The organism is Pseudoalteromonas sp. R86517 (genome assembly GCF_042466295.1).
Taxonomy (GTDB): Bacteria; Pseudomonadota; Gammaproteobacteria; order Enterobacterales; family Alteromonadaceae; genus Pseudoalteromonas; species Pseudoalteromonas atlantica.
Map to the genome: position 1 here is coordinate 3021478 of NZ_JAXHCB010000001.1, position 22912 is coordinate 3044389.

Sequence of the window (22912 nt, forward strand, 5' to 3'; positions counted from 1 at the left end):
TTGCCTCTGTTATCTGTTGATAAGTAATTATGTAATGAAGCTTCATTCTAGACACACCCTTTACAAATGATAATAAGGCTAAACACACAATCAGTTTCAAAATAATATTTATAATAGAGTTTAAAAATCACTCTATCACTGTTTAAAAGTAGGCATTAAACAAAATCCTACACAGTCGCTGCGCTATATCAATTTAAGCTAGCTATGGTTGATTTATTATTGTCTAAGCCCCAGAGTAATATATGAAAAGGTAGTAATTCACTTAAGTAACTCATTTATCCTACTAAGGAGCGAATATGTTAGGCGAAGACCACTCACTTACCAATGACTTTCCGCAGTACCTAAATACCATTGCAGAGCTAAACAAAAGCGACACAGAATTTGCTAAAAAGGCAGATAAATACGACAAGCTAGATAAAGAGATTCGTGTTTTAGAGCTTAAAGATGCGCCCATTAGCGATGAGCAAATGAATCAACTAAAACATGAGCGTTCAGAATTAAAAGATTGGTTGTACGAGCGTTTACAACAAGAGTAATGTTGCACGCAAAAAAAAGAGTTCACCGTTAGGTGAACTCTTTGACGATCAACAAAGGGTAAAACATTTAAAGCACATATCGGCTTTATAAAAACAACTAGGCCTTATAAGGCATGAGTAAAATCTTTTCGCGTTAAATTGCTACTAGCTATCAGCATTTAGCTGAGCAAGCAGGCTATCTAACGTATCAACTAACTGCTGATTTTTAGCAGGGTTAAGCGCATCTGGATGTGGCGGTGCAAAGCGCTCTGCATCGTTATCGAAATAAAGGCCAGTGGCATCTTTAAATTCGTCACTTAATGCGGCGCGGCAAAAAATATCGGCGCCTAGTTTTAAGTCGCCACCAGCAAGCCCGTAGGCATCTTTTACCATTTTACTACCTAGTAACGACTTAGGGTTTACCGCAACAACTAACGGCCCACTGCCTTTAAGTGCTAAACCTAAATGACGCGACCACATAGTAATAGCCAATTTGCTTTGCGCGTAGGCTGCGCTATCTGATAGCGGCTTTTTGCCCACTAACGAGTCAAAGTTAACGCTGGTTTGTGCAGCCGATGACACGTTAACCACGCGTGATTGCTTGTTCATTACAGGCAGTAACGCTTTAGTAAGTAAATAAGGCGCTAACGTATTAACTGCAAACCGTGCATCTAGCCCATCTACAGTAGTGATATTTGCCAATTTATAAACACCGGCGTTATTAATAACTACATCAAGTATTTTATTCGCGTTTTGTAAGTCGGCTAACACTGACTGAGCCAAGGTGTTTACTTGCGACATATCGCTTAAATCGGCAATGTAGGTGGCTGTGCTTGCTTGCGGGTAATCAGCGTTTAAGCTTGCTTGTACGGTATTTAACTTGTCTTGGTCGCGGCCATGTAATAATACAGTATGCCCTTGCGCTAACAACATTTTAGCGGTCTCTAGGCCAATACCGTCGGTGGCACCGGTTAATAAAATTGTTTTTTTCATGTTGAACGTTCCTTTTTATATTAAGACTTTGGCCATTGCATTAACGACAAATTACACACGCATTAGCTCACTGCTATTTATTAATAGTACCACCACTTTTAGCGACTAATAATTAGTGGCTCAGTAGAATCAGTTTATAGAATTAATTGATAAACCTATGCGCCCTTATTAAGTAGGTATAGCCATTGTGCCTTTGCTTGGGTGAATTTTAAGCGTTTATTTGAAATAACGGGCAATCATAACTATTGTTTTTAAATTACCTTAATAGTAGTATTTATCATATAAATACACTTTTCGAGAAAACACATGAAAGTTTTAGTTACAGGCGGTATGGGTTATATAGGTAGCCACACATGTATTGCCCTTCATGAGGCAGGCATTACCCCAGTCATTTACGACAACTTATCTAACGCAAGCCCCCGTGTGCTTGATCAACTCGAAAAAATTACCGGCACCCGTTTTGAGTTTATTTTAGGTGACATTCAAGACGAACAGCAATTTAAACTTGCGCTTAAACACAGCCAAGCTGAGGCTGTATTTCACTTTGCAGCACTTAAAGCGGTAGGTGAATCAACCGAGCAACCACTGCGTTATTACCAAAACAATGTGTCGGGCACATTAAGCATGCTACAAAACATGCAAGAGGTAGGCGTTAACCATATTATATTTAGCTCATCGGCCACTGTGTACGGCGAGCCAGACTACCTACCTATTGATGAAAAACACCCTATACGCGCTACTAACCCTTACGGTTGGACCAAAGTTATGGTTGAACAAGCCATGCAAGACGTATGTAATGCCAACAGCCAATTTATGGGCATTGCTCTTCGCTACTTTAACCCTGTTGGTGCACACCCAAGCGGCTTATTAGGCGAAAGCCCAAATGGTATCCCAAATAACTTAATGCCATTTATTGCTCAAACTGCGGTAGGTAAACGCGAAGTGGTTAATATTTTTGGTGACGACTACGACACCAAAGATGGCACCGGCGTGCGCGACTATATTCACGTTTTAGATTTAGCTAAAGGCCATGTAGCGGCCTTTATGCAACACAAAACAGATACCGCCTTTCATGCTTACAACTTAGGCACAGGCCAAGGTTATTCGGTGCTTGATATGATCAAAGCATTTAGCGCATCAGCCAATAAAGATATTCCGTATAAAAGTGCACCGCGCCGTGCAGGCGATATTGCCTGTAATTACGCCGATGCCACAAAAGCGCAAACCACCCTTAACTGGCACGCAGAACTAACACTGAGCGACATGACCAACGACACATGGCGCTGGCAAACTAATTACCCAAGTGGGTTGGAGAGTTAACATGGCTTTATTAGAAAGTACTCACAGACGTAAAAACCCGCTAACGGGGCGCTGGGTATTAGTATCACCGCATCGTAATAACCGCCCGTGGTTAGGTGCTACAGAAGCAGTAAACGAAAGCATATTACCAAAACACGATGAAAGCTGCCCACTTTGCCCAGGCAACACCCGTGCAAATGGCGACAGCAACCCAGATTACAAATACACCCATGTATTTAGAAATGACTTTGGCGCACTTACCCCTAATGAGAGCGAGCAATCACAAAGCTTAGACTCAGACAGCGATTTATTTATTGCTGATGAAGCAAGCGGCGAATGCCGTGTGATTTGTTTTTCGCCAGAGCATAACAAAACACTGCCAGAGCTTGAGCACGATGCCCTACACGAAGTAGTAAAAACCTGGAAAAACAACTACACAGAACTTGCACAACACTATGAGTGTGTTCAGGTATTTGAAAATAAAGGCGAGATCATGGGTTGCTCGCAACCTCATCCACATGGCCAAGTATGGGCACACGCGCATTTATCAACCGAAATAGAGGCCGAAGATACCCAGCAGCTTGCTTATTATAAAAAGCATGGCAGCGCGATGCTTGCCGATTATGTGCAAAAAGAGCAAACAGATAAAACCCGCGTCGTATTTGAAAACGAGCACTGGCTTGTTGTGGTGCCATTTTGGGCAGCATGGCCGTTTGAAACACTGCTTGTAACTAAAGATAACATTCAAAACTTTAGCCAGCTAAACGATGCGCAAACAGACGCCTTAGCACAAGCGCTTAAAGTATTAACCACTAAATACGACAACGTATTTAATTGTAGCTTCCCGTATTCTATGGGATGGCACAATGCACCGGCTAATCGTGGCTCAGATGAGCAACATTGGCGCTTACATGCCCATTTTTACCCGCCACTACTTCGCTCTGCCACCGTTAAAAAACATATGGTTGGCTACGAAATGCTAGGTGAAAGCCAGCGCGATTTAAGCGCAGAAACAGCTGCCTCTATTTTACAAGCAGCCAGTACCACACACTACAAAAAAACAGCAGGACACACAGATGACGCTTAACGATTTTCAACAACAATTTTTATCACTGTACGGTGCGCCTGCTCAAGGTATTGCTGCAGCACCTGGGCGTGTAAACCTAATTGGCGAATTTACCGATTACAACGACGGCTTTGTATTTCCGTGCTCGTTAGAGTTTCGTACTCAAGTTATGTTTAAAGAGCGCGACGACAACATCATTACTGTGCATTCGTTAAATTACCCAGGCGAAAAAGACAGCTTTAGTGTTGATGAAGACATCAGCGAAGGGCAATCGCAATGGGGTAACTATATCCGTGCCGTGTCATTTGTACTAAAGCGCGCGGGCCATACTTTACGCGGCGCCGATTTACTTATTGACAGTAACTTACCGCAAGGCAGTGGCTTATCGTCATCGGCGGCATTAGAAGTGGCCATTGGTGGTATGTTTAACCATATTGCACAGCTTGGTTTAAGCGAAGAAAAAATTGCCTTACTAGGCCAAGAAGCCGAAAACGACTTTATGCATTGCCAATCGGGCATTATGGATCAGCTTATTTCGGCAAAAGGCGAAAACGGCCATGCGCTTTTAATTGACTGTGAAAACCTAGCGACTGAATCAGTAAAAGTACCCGATGATTTAAACATTGTTATTGTTAACTCTAACTACCCACGCAAATTGGTAGATAGCGAGTACAACCAACGTCGTGTTGACTGTGAGCAAGCAGCTGCAAAAATGAATGTAGCCACGCTTCGTAAAGCCACCATGGACACGCTTGAAGCAACTAAAGATGCACTAAGCGAAAACGAATACAAACGTGCACACCATGTAATTAGCGAAAACGAGCGTGTAATTGCAGCAACTAAAGCGCTGCAAAATAACGACATTGATACGCTGCGCGAGCTAATGGCGGCATCGCACCAATCGCTTAAACATTACTTTGAAGTAACCGTGCCAGCGACCGACGGCCTAGTAGAAATTTGTAAAGAAGCGATGGGCGAACGCGGTGCAGTACGTATGACCGGTGGCGGTTTTGGCGGTGCGATTGTGTGTTTATGCCGTGATGCAGAAGTACCACTTATCAAAGCAGCGGTTGAGCAGCACTACTTTGAGCGTTTTAATTTAAATGCCGACATTTACGTATGTTCAGCAGGTTCAGGATTACAAATTACGTCTTTTTAAACATCATTAAGGAATAAGCATGGCAAAGGTTAATTGGGGTATTATTGGGTGTGGCAATATTGCTCACACCTTTGCTAAAAGCATTGCGCATTGCGCTAATGCACAGCTTATTGGCGCTGCAAGCGAGCAACGCGCAAAAGAATTTGCCACACACTATTCAGTTAAAGGCTATGAGAGCTACCAGGCCCTTATGCAATGCCCACACATTGACGCCATATATATTGCTAATACCCACGAGCAACACTTTAAAACTATTGCGCAATGCTTAGTGCACGATAAGCATGTACTCAGCGAAAAGCCCATAACTGTTAATGCACAGCAACTCACAACCCTTAGCCAGTTAGCCGAGCAACAAAACTGCTTTTTAATGGAAGGTGTTTGGATGCGCTTTTTACCTGCCATAGTAAAACTGCAGCAGTTATTAAGCGAGGGCGTAATAGGCAAAGTACACAGTGTTAATGCCAACTTTAGCCTTGCGGGCAACTTTGCTGACTCACACCGTTTAATGAACCCTGCGACCGCAGGTGGCGCATTGCTTGATTTAGGTATTTACCCTATATCGATTGCCGATGTGGTATTTAATAAAGCCCCTGAACAAATTAAATCATTAGTACACAAAAGCACGACCGGCGTAGATGAGCGCAGTGTAACCCTTATAAATTACGGCCAAGGGCAATTTGCGCAGCTTAGTAGCGCGTTACAACAAAATGGCCCTACCGAAGCCTGTATTTTAGGGGAGCACGGGTATATTCGCATTGCTGAATTTGTTGGTGCACAGTCGCTAGAGCTTCATTTAAACGCACAACAAGTACAGCAGTTTGATTTTAGCTTTAATGACGATGAAAACTTTAAATTTGAAATTGCGCACGTTAGCGAATGTATTTTACAACAACAAACACAAAGCAATGTATTACCGCTCAGCACAAGCCTGCGGGTAATGCACATAATGGATACGCTTCGGGCGCAGTGGCAGCTTAAATATAGCGATAGCGTTGAAGCCCATGAGCTAGATTAATAATAAAAAATACACACAACAAGGATACACAATGACAACCACACACACGTTAAAGGTGCTTTCAAAAGCCTTGCTGCTAGCAACGGGCTGCTTAACAGCAAGTACTGTTTTTGCAGATCAAAAAACGCCAGAGCAACTCTACCCACCTTTAACCAGCGAAGTACTTCCTGAGCTTGCTGCTAAAGGTAGTTACAGCGTTGGCGTACAAACGCTTGATTTAATAAATCCCGCGCAGTTTGACCCTGCAACCCAAGGGAAAAAAGATCGCCCTTTAAAAGTAGAAGTGTGGTACCCAGCAGCAAACAGTGCAAACGCACCCTTAACCAGCTACAGCGACATAACCCGTACAGGTAAAGCGTTTACCTTACAAGCCGATGCCATGCGCGATGTAGCCATTAATAACAAAGAGCACTACCCTGTTATTGTGCTCTCACACGGTTATACCGGCTATCGTACAATTATGTATTACTTGGGCGAACATTTAGCATCGCATGGGTACATTGTGGCAGCCATAGATCATACCGACTCAACCAATGCAGATGTTGATTTTAAAAATGCGCCGTTTTCGGGCTTTTTTAGTACCCTTATAAACCGCTCACGCGATCAACAATTTGTACTTAACTACTTTAACGAACAAAACAACTTTGCCAGCAAGCAAGTAGATAACAAAAAAGCAGGCGTAATTGGTTACTCTATGGGTGGTTTTGGCGCGGTTAATACAATTGGTGGCTGTTATGACTTTAACGAGCAAACCACTGCAATGTTTACCGGTATAAAAGATTCGGCACAAATTAAACAAGTGCAGCAATTACTCAATAGCTGTGCGGGTGGGCAATATAAAAACCCACAAGTCGATTCGCGTATTAAAGCTATGGTGGCCTTTGCGCCTTGGGGCGGGCGACATAACTTATTTAATGCCAGTGCTATGCAAAACATTAAAGTGCCTTCGCTTTATGTAGCGGGTAACTTAGATGATATATCCGGTTATGAAGGCATTAAAAACCTATATAACCAAACGGGCAGCCCCGACAAGTACCTGCTTACTTACAAAAATGCGCGCCATAATATTGCGCCGCACCCTGCTCCTGCTATTGCCAAACGTAGCAGCGAATTAGATATAGGCCATTACTACGAGCCATCGTGGTCAATGCGCACCCTAAACGAGACCAACAAACACTTTGTACTTGCTATGATGGACTGCCACGTAAAAGGCATTACCAGCCAGTGTGAATACCTAGACTTACCACAAAATGGCGACCAAGCTGTGGTTAATGGTAAGCCACTGCCAGCATGGCATGGGTTTGATAATCGTTTTTCTACTGGTATGGATTGGCAACAAGCTAAACCGCGCACCAAGTAACACAAACTTTGGCGGCTATTTTTATATTTAGCCGCATACGCACTTAAAATAATGCTGCTATAAAACACCTGTTATTTAAAAGAGTTAGCAAATAAAAACAGCGTGCTTATTTTTTAAACGGCTATTTTAAGAAAAAATCATTGCCATTAATGTAAGTTAAAGGCAATCTAGTCATATATAAGATAAGATAAATAACACAAATATCATGTCAAAATACATACTCTCAATTGATCAAGGAACCACAAGCTCTCGGGCCATCTTGTTTACAAAAGATGCAGACGTTTTTGGCTCAGCACAACAAGAATTTTCGCAGCATTTTCCACAAAATGGTTGGGTAGAACACAACCCTAACGATATTTGGCAAACCGTGCTAAGTACCAGCCGCGAAGTATTAGCAGATAAAAACGTTAAGCCTGAAGAAATTATTGCCATTGGTATCACCAACCAACGTGAAACCACTTTAGTGTGGAACAAAAAAACCGGCAAACCTATTTATAACGCCATTGTGTGGCAAGACCGCCGCACCAGCGATTACTGCGAAAGCCTAAGCACTGACGAGCTTTGCCAAACCATAAGCGATAAAACCGGCTTACTGCTAGACCCGTATTTTTCGGCCACTAAAGTACGCTGGATTTTAGACAACGTTGAAGGCGCACGCGAACAAGCCCTTGCAGGTGAACTGGCGTTTGGTACCGTTGATACCTACTTACTATGGCAGTTAACCGGTGGTAAAGAGCACCGCACCGACGCCACCAATGCATCACGCACTATGTTATTTAATATTCATACTCAGCAATGGGATCAAGAACTACTCGATTTATTCGAAATTCCTGAATCTATGCTGCCCCAAGTGATGGACTCAGCCGACGAATTTGGCTCAACCAGCGATGAGATTTTTGGCGCACCAATACGCGTATGTGGTATTGCCGGCGATCAACAAGCAGCCCTTGTTGGCCACGCATGTTTTGAACAAGGCATGGCAAAAAGTACTTACGGTACGGGCTGTTTTTTAATGCTGAATACCGGCGAAAAAGCACTTACCTCTGAAAACCGCTTACTAACCACGGTGGCTTACAGGCTAAACGGCAAACCAACATACGCCATTGAAGGCAGCATTTTTATGGCAGGCGCCACGATGCAGTGGATTGTTGAAGGCTTAAAACTATTAAGCCATGCCGGAGAGAGCGAATCGTTAGTAAAAGATGTACCGCTTGATCATGGGGTATTTTTAGTGCCTTCGTTTACAGGTTTAGGCGCGCCCTACTGGGACCCAAATGCACGTGGCGCTATTTTAGGTTTAACCCGCGACTCGGGCATTAGCACCATTGTTGCTGCTGCGCTGCAATCGGTTGGGTATCAAACCAAAGACTTACAAAAAGCAATGGAACGTGATGGCTTACGCCCAAGCGTGTTACGGGTAGATGGCGGTATGGTTAAAAATAACTGGGTACTGACCTTTTTATCAAACATTTTAGGCGCAACGGTAGAGCGCCCAACAGTGACCGAAACCACCTCTTTAGGCGTAGCATACTTAGCAGGCTTACAAACCGGTGTGTATGAGTCAACTGAGCAATTAGCAAAAATGTGGACCTGCGACCGTCGCTTTGAGCCAACAATGAGCGCTGACGAACGTAACGATTTATACGCAAAGTGGCAGCACTGTGTAGCGCAAGTTTGCCTCTCTAGTGACGATAGCAAACAAGCGTAATACGCCTAGCCGCTAATTAAAATTAGCGGCTTACAAAACACCGGCAACAGCGCTTAAATGGCGCGTTGTACGCTGTATGTTTTAAAAAGATCAGGATTAAAAATTAACAAGCAAAAAGCGCGGTTATCTATTGTCAAATAAGAGCCGCAGCTTTATGATGCTATATGTCTTATTTATATTACAAATAAAAAGGTTAGCTCGGTGGAATTAGCAGATAACGAATACGACTTACTCGTCGTCGGTGGCGGTGTAAACGGCACTGGAATAGCAGCTGATGCAGCAGGCAGAGGATTAAAAGTTCTATTGTGTGAACAATCAGACCTTGCCAGTGCAACGTCTTCAAATAGTTCTAAGCTGATCCACGGCGGTTTACGCTACCTTGAACATTACGAATTTAGATTAGTAAAAGAAGCCTTGGCTGAGCGCGAAGTGCTGCTTAAAAATGCCCCGCATATTATGTGGCCGCTTACCTTTAGACTACCGCACCAATCGCACCTACGCCCAGCATGGATGATCCGCATTGGCTTATTTATGTACGACAACCTAGCTAAGCGCGAAACACTTGCTGGCTCGCGTGGCATTAAATTTGGTGAAAACAGCGTATTAGAACCTTCAATTACCAAAGGGTTTGAATACTCAGATGGCTGGGTTGATGATTCACGTTTGGTAATTTTAAACGCCTTGGCCGCCCAAAACAAAGGCGCAACCATTGCTACGCAAACCAAGTGTGTAAGTGCAAAACGCATCGATAACCAATGGCAGGTAACGCTTGAGCAACAACAAACTAAGGCACAACAAACTATTAAAGCCAAAGGTATTGTTAATGCAGCAGGCCCGTGGGTTGCAAAATTATTTGACGAAGCACTGATAGAAAAATCGCCACAAAATATTCGCCTTGTTAAAGGCAGCCATATTGTTGTGCCGCGTATTCACGATGAAAAACAAGCCTACATTTTACAAAATAAAGATCAGCGCATTGTGTTTGTTATACCGTTTGAGGATGACTACTCGCTAGTAGGCACCACCGATGTTGAACACAAAGGCGCAGCACAAGATGTAAAAATTAGTGATGAAGAAATCGATTACTTAATCGATATTACTAACAGCTACTTTAAAAACCACATTAAACGCGAAGACATAGTACATACCTTTTCGGGTGTGCGTCCACTGCTTGATGACGAATCAGTGAATGCACAAAAAGTAACGCGTGACTACAAGTTAGAACTTTCAAGTGAAGGCAAACACACACCACTGTTAAGTGTGTTTGGTGGCAAAATTACCACTTACCGTAAACTTGCCGAAGCTGCAGTGAATAAGCTTGAAGAATTTTACCCGCAAATGAGTGAAGCGTGGACCAAACACAGCGCCTTACCTGGTGGCGATTTTAGCTCGGTAGAAGCGCTGACCAATGAGCTTAAAGCGACTTATAGTTGGTTACCAGAAATCACTCTTAAACGCTTTGTACGTACCTACGGGACTCGTGCAAAACTAATTTTAGGCAGTGCAACCCAGCTCAGTGATTTAGGCCAAGACTTTGGTCATGGCTTATTTGCAGCAGAAGTCGATTACTTACTAAATGAAGAATGGGCGGGTAACGCTTACAATATTTTATGGCGCAGAAGTAAACTAGGGCTGCGCTTTAATGAAGCACAAGTGGCAACGCTTAATCATTATATTACGCAAAGCCAAGCGGCTAAAACAGCTTAACAGCAGCTTTAACCCTTACTTAATTTAAGAACTAGCCCCCAATGATTGCACAATCAATATTGGGGGCTTTTTTATATTTGCTTGGCTTTATTACTATTAAATAAGTAGTTAAAACCACTTAACGTAGCCTCTTTCACGTCAAACTCTAAACATTGCACACCAATGCAATTTAACGCATGGGTAAAGCAGGTATTTAGTTGCTCTGTGCCAATAACCACTACTTTAGAATTATTCACCAATTGCCATTCACTTGCATGGCGTGCAGCGCGTACATCACTACCAATAAGCACGCCCGACAAGTATGCCTTGGCTTGCACTGGTGTTAACTCTTTTGAAAGTTGGCGCGTACGGACACTAAAAATACCGTGCGCCAAATTACCGCTGTCACTGCCTAACGTGAGATCACAGCCTTGCTCAAATGCATGCCAATCAAACTCCCCTGCTTCACAGTCGTTAGGAATAAGCACACTTTGATGACATAGCAAGTCGTATAATTCGCCGGTCATTGCGGTTTTAAAACAGATAATTTGGCCATCTTTTAACAGCACCCATTTAGTATGGGTACCGGGTAAACAAATGAGTACGTTGCCGTGCTGATAGGCCGGGTTTTGTTTTAAAAAACCTAATATTTGCAGCTCTTCGCCGCGCATTACATCAAATAAATTGTTTTGTAATGTGCATTTTGTACCAGGCAAAGCACTGACTTTATTACCTGCACAATCAAAATTAATTGCGCCACTAAGCAGGCTTTCGGGGTTTATAGGGCACGCTAAATAAGGGGTTTCTTTCCAGCCAATACTTGAGGTGATTTGCCCTGCCATATAAATAGGTAAAACGCCGTATTCGCTGGTCCATGGCGCAACGACACCAATTAAAGTATGTTCAAAGTTTTGTTTATCTCTAATCACACCTGGGCCGTCGCGCTGAGCAATTAAAGTTAACTGCCCTGTGGTATTTACGCTGCATAAATAGGCGCGTAAATGACTCGTGCCCCAATCTACGGCTATAAAAAGGTTTAAGTGCTGCAACTTAGAGCCTCCCACCGTCAATTTTAATACCTTGGCCGGTGATCATACTGCTTTCGTCGGCAGCTAAAAAAAGTGCCAAATTAGCTACATCTTCAGGGGTTACTAACTTTTTAAGTGCCATGGCTTCCATCCACTTCACTTGCTCTTGCTCGGTAAACCAACTGGCTAATTGGCGGTCGGTGGCAACCCAACCCGGTAAAATAGCATTCACCCGAATACCAAACTCACCATAATCGCGTGCCAGTGCTTTAGTCATGCCGATTAAACCGGCCTTTGCCGTTACATAACCCGCCATTTGTGGCTGCCCCATGATGGCATTGATAGAGCTAAAATTAATAATGCTCCCCGCGCCTTCGCTTTTCATAAAAGACATAGCGACTTGCGAGGCAAAAAACGCCGGATTTAAGTTAATTTGTAGGCATTGATCCCAATCTTGTACTGTAACGTCTTCACTGGCTTGGCGGCGGTCATTGGCTACATTGTTTACCAGTACATTAATAGCGCCTAGTTCAGCACATGCATCTACCAAAGATTGCTGTAAAGCATTTGAGTCGGTTACATCAACCTGCCTAAACCATAATTTAGCATTAGGCAGTGAGGCTATAAGAGATTGGGCAGCCTCGTTATTAATATCTATAAAGGCAATTTTGGCAGCTTGAGCGGCGAACGCCTTTACCATTGCACGGCCAATGCCTGAAGCGCCCCCGGTAATAAAAACAACTTTGCCAGAAATACTGGGGTAGTGAGCGTGATTATTCAAATGCGTTTCTCCATAATACAGACTGCCCCTCTTAATATTTATAATTATTTGCTAAAGAGGATTACTGTTACAGCTGTGTTAAAATACTTGCCTTTAACAAAGTTTATAACATATCCTTTCGTACATTAATATGATATATGATATATAATAAAGCAATAACTCATTCGGATAACGCTCAATGAAAAGCCAACCTCGTCAAAATTTAACACAACAATTAACCCATGATTTAGGCTTTGCAATTGTGCGTGGCGTTTACCCTGTTAACGAAGGCCTGCCCTCAGAAGCTGACCTATGCGTAAAATACGATGTGAGCCGCAGTGCAACACGCGAAGCTGTAAAAATGCTCTCTGCTAAGGGCTTAATATCTTCTCGCCCTAAGCAAGGGATCCGCGTACTGCCAGAAAGTAGCTGGAATATGTTTGACACAGATGTACTGCGCTGGATTTTAAGCAGTAAACCGTCGCTTTCTTTATTAAAAGAGTTTACGCAAGTACGTGTCGCACTTGAGCCACAAGCCGCTGCCCTAGCAGCTGAAAATGCCAGCGCCGAACAACTTGCTGAAATAGACAACGCACTTGCCCGCATGGCCGATGCAGACCAAGGCTTAGACGATCCGCTTGAAGCCGATATTGCCTTTCATACCAGTATTTTAGTAGCCAGTAATAACCGCTTTTTTGTACAGCTCACTGAATTTATTAGCACCGCGCTGCGCGTAAGTATTCGTTACACCAACCACATTAAAGGTGTGCCAGGGGCCGACGTTGCAAAGCATGCTGATATTTTAGATACGATTAAATCGCGTAATCCAGAGCGCGCTAAAAAAGCAGTAGAAACTATTTTAGAAGAAGCGCTTGAGCTGATTGAGTCTAAACTCGACTAATAGCTTAAAAAACATTAGTAAAAAGGGAGCTAATTAGCTCCCTTTTTACTGCTTGCTATATTTTAAGCTTTGTTAAGCTCAAAAATAAGTGATGTTTGCGGGAATGAAATTGGCATTTGTAGGCCAAATTCCATCAACGCTTCACCCGTAAAGGTTTGCCCGTTAACAGCGGCAATAGACGAAGGTCGGTATTCTTCAAATTTAACAGGCCACACTAAATTAAGTGTGTACTGTGTATCTGCATCTAAACCAACAAAACGAAGCTTATTAGGCGCAGTGCGCGGTGTTTCGCGTACACTGTTATACGCAAATAACGCTTTTGATTTTTGCTCGTCGATTAAACCAAAGTTAATTGATAAATCGTCGCTATCGAGGCGGTACAAATCGGCAGCATGAATAAATTCACGGTGCTCTTTGTGCAGCGAAATAGCCGCTTTAAGCGCATTGTATTCGTGATCGGTCAGCTCACGTGGGTCCATTTCTATACCCATATGGCCAAACATAGATACCGCAGCACGCATTTCAATACTGACATTACGACCTGTGATATGACAATCACGAGGGCCTACGTGTGCACCCATAACCGACGATGGGAAGAAGAACGAACAGCCGCGTTGAATTTCAAGACGGTCAAGTGCATCGTTAGAATCTGACGTCCATACACGGTCTGTGTGTGCAAGCACACCATAATCTACACGGGCACCACCTGACGAACAGCTTTCTATTTCAAGGCCAGGGTGAGCCGCTTTAATGCGATCGATTAAGCGATACAGTGCCAGTGTTTGCTGATGCACCGCAGGCTTGCCTGAGAAGTTACCCGCGTGGTTTATATCGCGGTTCATATCCCATTTAATGTACTTAATTGTTGGGTATTCAACTAAAATGTCATCAATCGCTTTGTATAGGTATTCAACAACCTCAGTGCGCGTTAAATCAAGCACTAGCTGGTTTCTAAAGCTAAGTTGCTCGTTATTTTCTGAGCCTAATACCCAATCAGGATGAGCGCGGTATAAGTCACTATCTGGGTTTACCATTTCAGGTTCAAACCAAATACCAAACTCCATGCCTAAGCTGTTTACATGGTCAATCACTGGCGATAGGCCGTCTGGGTAAATTTCGTAATCTACGGTCCAATCACCTAGGCCTGCATAATCACCACGGCGACCTTTAAACCAACCGTCGTCCAGTACAAAACGCTCAATACCTAATGGCGCTACTTTATCGGCTAACTGCTTTAGCGTGTCTACATCATGATCGAAGTAAATACCTTCCCACGTGTTGTAATGCACTGGGCGTGTTTTTTCGCGCTGCGCCTGGCTAAGTAAGTTAGCTTTAACAAAACGATGAAAATTACGCGACAGTGCACTAAAGCCATCGCTCGAAAACGAGCCATAAATACTTGGGCTTTGATACGTTTGGCCTTTAGCAAGGGTTAGCTCGCCCGGTAATAATAACTCACCCATTTGCACATAACGGCGCCCTTCTGGTAATAGCTCAGCGCGTAGCTTGTTGTTACCGCTCCAACCTAAATGAAAGCCATAACACTCGCCTTGTTGCTCGCCTGCGCCTTCGCTATGAACTAATAAGCCAGGGAATACGTCGTGCGATGTTTTACCTTTGCGGTTTTCGCGTACAAAGCTGCCTAATACTAAATCAACCGATTGGCGTTGAAATTCGTTAGACCAACGTCCTTCAAAGCTCACTAGTTTGTTCATGCTATCGGGTAGTTGGAACGTAGGTGCGGCGCAAAAATTAACGCTTAGCGGTGCATCACTTAAATTAGTTAATACGGTATGCGCACTTAGCACATCGGTGTTGCTATCAAGTGTGATGCTGTGCACTACTTCAATACCACGCAGCTCATCAACACTTACAAACTCTAAACTAGAAGGGGTTGGCTGACGAACATCTTGAAGAGCAGGCCCAACTGACCAAGCTATGGTGTCGTTTGACAGCTCTAGTCCTGGCGCGCCGGTAAAGCCTTCACCTAATAGCGGAGAAAGAGAAATAGGTGCTTCTTCAACCACGGCACATTTTACTTCCTGACGAGTCGCAAGCTGAGTTAGCATTGTTTCAGTTGTTTGCTCAGTTAGGCGCTTACCAAAATAAAGTAACGCTGGGGTTTTGCTCTGGCAGTCGAAAATAACGGTGCTGTTTGCGCTGTCTAATCGAAAGAATGGTTTAATATCAGCCATGATTCTCCTGTCCTCTTTAATGAAGATGAGTTTAATACGCGAGTACATTATATGTGTGCTTACTCGCCGCTTACTGCATCAAATTGCAGTCAGTGATTTTAAAATAATAGTATATATCATACAAATTACTTTTAGATAGTGTTTACGGTGTAATTTAGCCAATATTATTACTGGCTATACCAGTAATTAACTTAAACAGCGGTTAAAAAATTTAATACCACCTTGAGCAATATTATATTTAGTGCGCTTTTAGCCTAGGGTAGCCTTTAAAGCCCCAGCAGGTAGTCACACGTTTAGCCCCGCAAAATGATTAAGTATTATTGCCCACAGGTGTTATCTACAGTGTCGATTAATTGAATAAATAAAAATCGGCCTAAGTTACCTTAGGCCGATTTAGGAATGTGTTAACTGGCTAATAAAAAGTGACTTAACTTTTTATTGCTGGTTATTTTGGTGCGTGCACTGGTGGCGTATCTTCAATAGCAGGTGTTTTACCTGCCCACTGTGCATTTAAACCAAATACCACTTTATTAACGATTAACGCAAAGGCTACACATACAATCAGTGTAATTGGCATTAAGTGAATATAGTGTAGTTCAGTATGTAGTGGCGAATTTTCAAACGTCAGCATGCCATACATAACCACGCCTAAAATTACCGCGGCAATACCTGCACGCGCATCCACATTTTTAAACAATAAGCCCACTACAAAAATTGAGAATATAGGCATACTTAACAAGCCGTTTAACTGTTGTAGTAAGTTAATAATGCTGTCAGCTTGCTGATAAATTGGCACAAGCACAAGCGTTAAACTAGTAAGTAACAACGTAACGTAGCCACTTAGCTTTACTACACTTGGCTCTTTATTAAAGTAAGCTTCGTGAATATCACACACGTAAAGTGCCGTAGCCGAGTTTAATAAGCTGTTATAAGTAGAAAGCACTGCTGCCGCCATTGCTGCGGCAAACACACCCGTTAACCAAGCAGGCATTACATCACCTACAATTCGGCCATAAGCTGCATCGCCAATGTCGCCATACAGTTTGTACGAAATAATACCCGGTAGCACCACAATCGCCGGTACAATTAAAAAGCGAATACCCGCTGCTGCAAATATCCCTTTTTGCGCTTCTTTAACGTTTGGCGCAGCCATTGCACGCTGGGTAATGGTTTGGTTAGTACCCCAGTAATACATTTGAATAAAGATCATACCAGTTAAAAGCGTAGGCCAAGGGATTGGCGAGTCAGCATCACCAATTAATGTTAAGCGCTCTTGTGGAATGCCGCTAAAGTCGTAATCAATCGCGTTAAGCGCTAAAAATACGACCAGTATTGCCATACCTAACACTAATAAACCATTGTAGGTATCGGATACGGCAACCGCTCGTAAGCCACCAAAAAATGCATAAATAGCGCCTACTAAAGCAAAAGCGGTCGCTATGTACATTAGCGGAATATCAACCTTAAACATGGTTTGCATAAATAGCGCACCAGAATAAATAACCGCAGGCATGTAAATTAGCGCATTACCTAAAAAGAATAAGCCACCAATAACAGCGCGAATATGCTTGTTGTTGTAGCGTTTTTCTAACAGCTCTGTGGTGGTTGTACAGTTGTACTTGTAATAAACAGGAATAAATACTTTGGCTAAAATAATAAGCCCTAAAATAGCCGCCAATTCCCACCACACGAGCAAGGCCATTTGATTGCCATTCATGCCCACCAGCTGGTCGGTACTTAAATTTGTGAGCGTAATTGAGCCTGCTACAAACATCCAAGTAAGGCCACCGCCCGCTAAAAAATACTCTTTTGTTTGATTATCACCACTATTACGGTTTTGGCCTCGGCACTTCCAATATGTAAGTCCACCAATTAAAGCGGTTACAAAGAAAAAAACCACCAACTGCAAAATGTTGTCTGACATGTGTGTGTCTCCAGCGCGTTAAACGCAATGTCTGTCTATGTGAACGTATTAACCTATCAAGGCTAATTAATAAATTGCACCTTACAGTGCGTGTGCATCTCGACTTAGTTCTAACTTAATTTGCTTTAATGGCATAAGTTCAGGATGCTGGTTGTGACGCTTTACTAACGCATTTAACTGAAACAACGAAATAAGCATGCTGTTAAGTACGCTCAGGTAACCTTGTTTGTGTAAATTGGCAATGGTATCGCTGTCTAAAGTTTGCAGTTTATCTTCATCAACAGTGCTCAAACCTTGAATAGTTTGCGCCTCGCCTTGTTCAAACTGCAAAACAATATCTATGTTTTTAATAAGCCCTAAGCGGGCAATTTCTTGGGTAAATTGGTACGTTTGATAATCATTTTTTAAATCGCTTTCTAGTAGCTTTTGCTGCGCACTTAAATACAGGCTTGGGTTGCCTTTGGCATCAAATAACGGCTCGCCTTGCTGGGTATTAACGGCTGAGCTTTGCTCATCAATAGCAATAAAGTAATCACTGCTATTTGCCTCACGAGTGAGTAAATAAAGCGGCTGGGTTTGCATGCACACAGGCGTGTACAGCGCTTGCCATTGATTGTTACTCACAAATAAACTTTGCTGAGCACTAAAGCTGGTTAAGCCGGAAATGGTGTAGCTGCCGTTGTGTGCGTTACGCGCTAAAAAAATAGGTAAATCGCAGGCTGCTTTTGCTACTTCGTTTGCACGTAGATTAACTAAATGCTGTGTTTTTGCGTATTCAACACCCGCATTAGGGTTAATTTTTATTGCTTGGTGTTGAGTATTTGATAGTTCACTAATTGCCATAGTTACACATCCTTAAACTGGGTTAGCCGCAAGCCACTGCTCAATATAAGCACGGTGAGGCGGCAACGTTTGCAACATCTGCTGTGTAAGCTGGCTGTTACGTTCAATTATTTGATTTGCTTGCGCATCGTTTGAGTACAAATACGCTTGCTTAGTAAAGTCGGGCTTAAAGCCCATACCGTATAAAACATACTGGTAACTGGCGGCAGGAAATAGCTCTAATGCGCCATGAAAATCTTGAATAAGAGGGCCACGCGTCCCCCAAAGCAGTAAATCTTCTTGTAAACTTTGCGGAATGCTTTGTGGTTGTACGTGCGCTTGCCAATAAGGCTCTGGGCGCTTAGTTAGCATGTAATGTAGTTTTAAAAAGTCGATAATACGCTGCCAGCGATAATCCATTTGCTCATTAAAGCGCTTTGCAACAATGGGCATTACTTGGGTATCGGCTGGCATGTGCTCTGCAACAAAGCGAGACGAAATTTCAACCAACATAATGGCGGTTGCTTCGAGGGGCTCTACAAAACCTGCCGACATTCCCACGGCAACACAGTTTTTGTGCCAAAACTTTTCGCGATAGCCTGACTCAAAACTTATTTTTCGGGCAGTTAAGCCTTTAGCGGCATCACCTAAATAGTTGCGTAAGTTTTGCTCGGCTTCTTCATCTGATAAAAACTTGCTTGAATATACATGCCCTACACCACGGCGATGCGTTAGGCCTATATCCCAAATCCACCCAGCATTTTGTGCGGTGGCAATGGTATGACTGGCCAGTGACTCATCACCTTCATCGTAGGGGACTTGCATAGCTAGGGCGCTGTCGTTAAATAATACGTGATCCATTTTTTTAAATGGCACGTTAAGGGCTTGGCCTAGTAACAGCGATGAAAAACCCGTGCAGTCTATGTATAAATCGGCGTTTATGGTGCGGGTTTGATCGGTTAAGGTAAGGGTGTCTATAGCCCCGCTTTCATCAAGCTTTACCTGATCAACGGTGCCAATAATGTGCTCAATGCCGAGTTTGCTCTTACAATGTTGCTTTAATAGCTCAGCAAAGGCACCGGCATCTAAATGATATGCGTAATTACAATTTGCTTGATACTCGCCTTGCGCAATGCCTCTCGGTGCTAGGTTTGCTTCGCAAATATCGTGCTGAAAATTAGTTTGCTGAGCAAAGTTTTCAACATTATCTAAATAGGGGGCTAAATCTATACGGCCGTAGCCTAGCGGTACCGTAAAGGGATGGTAGTAAAAATCGTTGTTGCCATGCGTCCAGTTTACAAATTTACCGCCTTGTTTAAAGGTGGCATTACAGGCTTTAAATACATCCACTTCCCGCAAACCAATTTGCTGAAGCGTGTTTTTCATAGTGGGCCAGGTACCTTCACCTACACCAATTGTTGGAATATCAGATGATTCTACCAACATCACTTTTAAGCCATCACCCTTATTACCTTGGTGATACGAAGCGATAATTGCAGCGCTCAGCCATCCTGCTGTGCCGCCACCAATTACGGCGATTGTTTTTATTGCTTTATTCATAACGGACTACTCTTTGAGTACTTTATTGATAACCGGTTAGACAACAAATGCCCTTTCGGGCATTTGTTTAAATTAGTCTCATTTTGTGCAAATTAGCTACTAACTTTATTAGTAACAGTACTTATAATGCACTGCAATGAAAACTAAGAGGCAATCGCTGCCTCTGCTATCAATTAAAACGTACCGCGAATACCAAACGCGTAACGTGAGCCATTATCTTCTACAGAGTAGATTTGATTAGCAAAACGGCCCGTTTGCACTAGCTCTTCTTCAGTAATGTTGATGCCTTCGGCAAAAATAGTGAAGTTTTCGTTGATATCGTAGCTTGCACTAATATCCCATTGACCGTACGTTTCTACATTCACTGGTTCGCCGTTAAAGCCGTTATCAACTAAGCGTAAAAAGCCCTCACGGTTGTTAAATGCAACACGTGCCTGCCAGTTATCTTGCTCGTAAAACAGCACTAAGTTTTGTGAATCACCTAACCCTTCAAGCGCAAATGTTTGGCTTGTATCGCCATCAACACTAATGTCGCTATCTACTACCGTGGCATTAGCAATAAAACCAAAGCCGTTTTCAAACATATGAGTTACACCGATTTCGTAACCCGTTACCGTTGCAGACTCGCCATTTTGCGGGCGGCTTACAGTGTAAACTTCTGAGCTACCGTTAAGTTCGGCATCGGTTTGATCAGTACAGGTTGTACACGCAAAATCAGGGCCTGTACGGTCAGTCATGTCGTATGTTTCGTCGCCGGTTAGGGTAACAATAAAGTCATCCACTTCTTTACTAAATACGGCAAAGCTAAATAAGTTAGCGTCGTTGTAGTACCACTCGTAAGAGATATCCCAGTTTTCAGATTGGAACGGCTTAAGTGCAGGGTTACCACCACTTGCTGTTAAGTTTTGACGACGAGGCTCGTTAAACGTGGTCGCAGGTGATAACTGTGACATAGTAGGACGAGTAATACTGTCGTACGCTGCAAAGCGTAAAATCATGTTGTCTTGCAGCTCAAGCTTAACGTTAAAAGAAGGAAGTAAGTTTGAGTAACTCGTCCCTTCTTGAATGTCTGTTGCCGGGCCAAATACGTTTTGGAATAAAGTGGCATCAGAGGTAGGAATAACATCGCTGATAAAGCTTTGTACAGCAGCTACTTCAATATCAGTTTCTGAGTAACGTGCACCCATGTTAACCGTAACTGGCATATCAGCTAGGTCAAAACCAATGGTAAAGTCCATGTAAAGGCTAGTGATGTCTTCGTTAATTGTGTAACGGTTATTTTGTAGTGTTGGCTCTACAGGGAAACCTTGGTCAGCAAGGTAATCAAGCATTTTATCGCCGTCGTAGCTATAAAATGTATCGATTAAACCTGGGAAGTAGTTACTTGCTGAGTAAGCTTCAAAATCAATTTCATCAAGTGGTGCTTCAGTGCCGTAACCACAAAATTGACATTGGCTACCAAAAATTTGGAAGCTTGATTTTTCACGTTCTTGACGATAAGCACCAAAGTTAATGCGATCAACAGGGCCTTTATCTGGTACATATTCAAAATCGGCTTTGATTTCGGTAATTTCATCTTCATCAGTAAACTGGTTACCAATTTCGTTGTAGTGAAGGCGCGCAAGGTTTGCATCTGGCAGCGAGCCATTTTCAAAACCATCATGCTGTACGGTAGGAACGCTACCGGTGCCGTCAAAGCTGTAGCTGTTAATAATACCCACTACGTTAAAGCGGTCATTACCAGCACGGTCGTTTTCAGCTGTTGAGCGAGATACGTCAAATTTTGCTTTTAATGACTCGTTTACTTGCCAGTCAACGTTAATACCAAATGCTTTGTTAGTTACATCACGCGAGTTACGTGTGTGTGATACAAAGTCGGTTGCAGGATTGCCACTGGCGTTACCTAAACCTACTTCTTGCGTAAAGGTAAGCAAGGTACCCGTTTCTGGATCGATTGTTGCGCTACCTACGCGGTCTGGTTCAAACCAAGAAGCTAAATCGCGTACTGATGAGTCCACTTCAAATTTTGAAATTAAACCATCTACGGTAATAGTAATATCGTCAGACGGTGCATATTGTAATACTAAACTTGCATTAGTACGTTCACGGTCTTGCTCATCTACAACTTGGTCCCAGTTACGTGGGATGTATGCATTGTCGTACAGTACGCCGTCTTGTGGATTTGAAATAGTTTGTCCACCGCGCCAACCAGCCGTTAAAATTTGGTTATTTTGCAGCTTACGTTGTTGGTTAGTGATGGCAAAAAGCACACCGAGCTTGTCGTCGTTAAACGTATTACTTACTAAAAATGAAGCCGATGGCGATACTTCTTCAGAAAGGCTTTCGTACATACCTTTTACTGAACCAATCACATGTAAGCCACCAAAATCGAATGGACGAGCTGTGGTTACGTTAACCGTACCACCAATGCCGCCTTCTTGAAGCGTTGCACTGTTACTTTTATAAATATCAGCGCCTGTGATTTGATCTGCCGCTAATACATCAAAATTAAATTCACGCCCTGCACTGTCAGTCGCAATTTGACGACCATTTACAAGTACCGTGTTAAATTGTGGGCCAAAACCACGAATTGTTACTGCTTGCCCTTCACCGCCACTACGGTCAATGGCTACACCTGTGATACGTTGCAGAGACTCTGCTACGTTTAAATCAGGAAATTTACCAAGATCTTCTGCTTTAATCCCATCGGTTACAACATTAGATGCTTTTTTATCTAACATTGATGAACGTAAGCTGCTGCGAATACCCGTTACTGCGATAACCTCAACATCTTTATCTACTACTGTCGGTGTGTCGCCTTCAGCGCCTTGAGCTGCAACGTGGCCGCTTGCCAATATGCCTGTAATAGCAATACTGAGTGCGGTTTTCTTGTTGAACGATAACTTATTGTTAATTATCAT

At 43.0% G+C, this 22912-nt stretch carries 17 protein-coding genes; 9 read left to right on the top strand and 8 right to left on the bottom strand.

Going from position 1 to position 22912, the window contains the following annotated elements; all coding sequences use genetic code 11:
* Nucleotides 1-296: 296 nt before the first annotated feature.
* Complete coding sequence (locus SJY38_RS13660) at nucleotides 297-536, top strand: YdcH family protein (protein ID WP_004588182.1); 240 nt, start codon at nucleotides 297-299, stop codon at nucleotides 534-536.
* A 144-nt stretch (nucleotides 537-680) separates the two neighbouring features.
* On the opposite strand, the gene SJY38_RS13665 is transcribed toward SJY38_RS13660, so the two are convergent.
* Nucleotides 681-1508 (bottom strand): SDR family NAD(P)-dependent oxidoreductase, encoded by an 828-nt coding sequence (locus SJY38_RS13665; RefSeq protein WP_377109977.1) that lies wholly within the window; start codon nucleotides 1506-1508, stop codon nucleotides 681-683.
* Between the two features lie 306 nt (nucleotides 1509-1814).
* Between SJY38_RS13665 and galE the strand changes: the two genes are divergently transcribed.
* The 7 genes from galE to glpD all read left to right on the top strand — a co-directional run bounded on the left by galE (nucleotide 1815) and on the right by glpD (nucleotide 10822).
* Nucleotides 1815-2828 carry a UDP-glucose 4-epimerase GalE gene (gene galE / locus SJY38_RS13670; RefSeq protein WP_004588180.1) on the top strand — a complete coding sequence of 338 codons (1014 nt, stop codon included), beginning with the start codon at nucleotides 1815-1817 and terminating at the stop codon, nucleotides 2826-2828.
* 1 nt (nucleotide 2829) lies between these two features.
* On the top strand, nucleotides 2830-3894 hold the full coding sequence (locus tag SJY38_RS13675; protein ID WP_377109978.1) for a UDP-glucose--hexose-1-phosphate uridylyltransferase: 1065 nt from the start codon (nucleotides 2830-2832) through the stop codon (nucleotides 3892-3894).
* Nucleotides 3884-5032, top strand: a complete 1149-nt coding sequence (galK, locus tag SJY38_RS13680; RefSeq protein ID WP_024032028.1) for a galactokinase — start codon at nucleotides 3884-3886, stop codon at nucleotides 5030-5032. Before SJY38_RS13675 ends, galK begins: the two co-directional genes overlap by 11 nt.
* Before the next feature lie 19 nt (nucleotides 5033-5051).
* Nucleotides 5052-6047, top strand: a complete 996-nt coding sequence (locus SJY38_RS13685) for a Gfo/Idh/MocA family protein (RefSeq protein ID WP_377109979.1) — start codon at nucleotides 5052-5054, stop codon at nucleotides 6045-6047.
* A gap of 31 nt (nucleotides 6048-6078) precedes the next feature.
* Nucleotides 6079-7407, top strand: coding sequence for an alpha/beta hydrolase family protein (locus SJY38_RS13690; RefSeq protein WP_377109980.1), 1329 nt, complete (start codon nucleotides 6079-6081; stop codon nucleotides 7405-7407).
* Between the two features lie 205 nt (nucleotides 7408-7612).
* Nucleotides 7613-9115: a glycerol kinase GlpK gene (glpK, locus tag SJY38_RS13695; protein WP_096738943.1), complete on the top strand. Its 1503-nt coding sequence runs from the start codon at nucleotides 7613-7615 to the stop codon at nucleotides 9113-9115.
* 201 nt (nucleotides 9116-9316) lie between these two features.
* The gene (gene glpD, locus SJY38_RS13700) at nucleotides 9317-10822 is read left to right on the top strand and encodes a glycerol-3-phosphate dehydrogenase (RefSeq protein WP_004588174.1); all 1506 of its coding nucleotides are present in this window, start codon (nucleotides 9317-9319) and stop codon (nucleotides 10820-10822) included.
* A 71-nt stretch (nucleotides 10823-10893) separates the two neighbouring features.
* Here the strand turns inward: glpD and SJY38_RS13705 are convergent, their stop codons facing one another.
* Together SJY38_RS13705 and SJY38_RS13710 are read right to left on the bottom strand one after the other, a co-directional pair.
* A complete protein-coding gene (locus SJY38_RS13705) occupies nucleotides 10894-11850 on the bottom strand; it encodes a 2-dehydro-3-deoxygalactonokinase (protein WP_377109981.1) in 957 nt (318 codons plus the stop codon).
* Nucleotide 11851: 1 nt separating this feature from the next.
* Complete coding sequence (locus tag SJY38_RS13710; RefSeq protein ID WP_024032022.1) at nucleotides 11852-12610, bottom strand: SDR family NAD(P)-dependent oxidoreductase; 759 nt, start codon at nucleotides 12608-12610, stop codon at nucleotides 11852-11854.
* 178 nt (nucleotides 12611-12788) lie between these two features.
* Between SJY38_RS13710 and SJY38_RS13715 the strand changes: the two genes are divergently transcribed.
* Nucleotides 12789-13490, top strand: coding sequence for a FadR/GntR family transcriptional regulator (locus tag SJY38_RS13715; RefSeq protein ID WP_004588172.1), 702 nt, complete (start codon nucleotides 12789-12791; stop codon nucleotides 13488-13490).
* Between the two features lie 62 nt (nucleotides 13491-13552).
* On the opposite strand, the gene SJY38_RS13720 is transcribed toward SJY38_RS13715, so the two are convergent.
* The 5 genes from SJY38_RS13720 to SJY38_RS13740 form a co-directional block, all read right to left on the bottom strand.
* Complete coding sequence (locus tag SJY38_RS13720) at nucleotides 13553-15685, bottom strand: alpha-galactosidase (RefSeq protein WP_377109983.1); 2133 nt, start codon at nucleotides 15683-15685, stop codon at nucleotides 13553-13555.
* A gap of 445 nt (nucleotides 15686-16130) precedes the next feature.
* Entirely contained in the window at nucleotides 16131-17609 is a 1479-nt protein-coding gene (locus SJY38_RS13725; RefSeq protein ID WP_024032020.1) for an SLC5 family protein, read from the bottom strand.
* 81 nt (nucleotides 17610-17690) lie between these two features.
* Entirely contained in the window at nucleotides 17691-18452 is a 762-nt protein-coding gene (locus tag SJY38_RS13730; RefSeq protein WP_029774126.1) for a SapC family protein, read from the bottom strand.
* Between the two features lie 12 nt (nucleotides 18453-18464).
* The gene (locus tag SJY38_RS13735; RefSeq protein WP_054983383.1) at nucleotides 18465-19991 is read right to left on the bottom strand and encodes a tryptophan halogenase family protein; all 1527 of its coding nucleotides are present in this window, start codon (nucleotides 19989-19991) and stop codon (nucleotides 18465-18467) included.
* 173 nt (nucleotides 19992-20164) lie between these two features.
* Entirely contained in the window at nucleotides 20165-22912 is a 2748-nt protein-coding gene (locus SJY38_RS13740; protein WP_286743705.1) for a TonB-dependent receptor, read from the bottom strand.